Source organism: Aphanothece microscopica RSMan92, from assembly GCF_046613545.2.
Classification (GTDB): domain Bacteria; phylum Cyanobacteriota; class Cyanobacteriia; order PCC-6307; family Cyanobiaceae; genus NIES-981.
The window spans coordinates 1-788 of sequence record NZ_JBKKKY020000260.1; the positions used below are offsets into that span (position 1 = coordinate 1).

The 788-nt window shown below is 57.9% G+C and carries 2 protein-coding genes; both read left to right on the forward strand.

What is annotated here, in order from left to right:
• A partial coding sequence (locus ACLD7X_RS17365; protein ID WP_411424942.1) for a helix-turn-helix domain-containing protein occupies positions 1 to 330 on the forward strand: 330 nt, incomplete at its 5' end.
• 161 nt (positions 331 to 491) lie between these two features.
• Positions 492 to 788: hypothetical protein (locus ACLD7X_RS17370; protein WP_425625442.1), on the forward strand; the 297-nt coding region annotated here is incomplete at its 3' end.

Below are 788 nucleotides of genomic sequence, written 5' to 3' on the forward strand. Positions count from 1 at the left end.
CTCTATCGCACCCTGTTGCAGCTGAGCACCGATGTAACCGAGGTGAAGACCGTCTTGCGACACCTCCTGGCCATGAGCATGGAGTTCCAGAATGCACCGGACGGTAGTGGAAGTCCAACGGTCACATCCACGGCTGTGGCGCCAGTACGGACATCATCTGCAGTTGGACGGCCGTCGTTACCGTCACTCAATATCGCAGAGCTGGAGCGCTTGGCCATCGAAGAGGCTCTGCGGTCATCACATGGCAACCGCCGCGAGGCAGCACGCCTGCTTGGTATCAGCGATCGTACCCTCTACCGGAAGCTTGAAGAGTATGGGCTGGATGGATAGCCAGGCGTAAGATTTCCCTAGAAAACGTTGTGCGATGAAGCGCTCCCCCTGACAATTGTCATGGTATGGAGTGGGCATCGTGGCGAAGTTGTACAATGTCCACACATTTACCATACTGGACAACGATTCGCCTACGAAAGCTCGAGGCTGTTTCGGGTGTTGTGCTTCTGGCGTTCGTTGTGGAACACGCCTGTGCCAATGCCCTTCTTCTGCTGCCAGACGCCACCTGGTTCGACGCCTACGTGGCTTCCATGGCGCGGTGGTGGGCCATTCGTGTAGCCGAAGTTCTTCTTGCAGCCACCTTTTGTGCCCATGTGGCAGGCGGCTGGACACTTCGCAGGCGCACGAAGGCCAACCTCGCGAAGCGATCGGCCCCATTGCCGAAGCCACCGATGACTCTTCGCCTAGTTGGTACCACGGGCACAGCCCTGCTTCTTTTCCTGGCCATGCACCTTTCC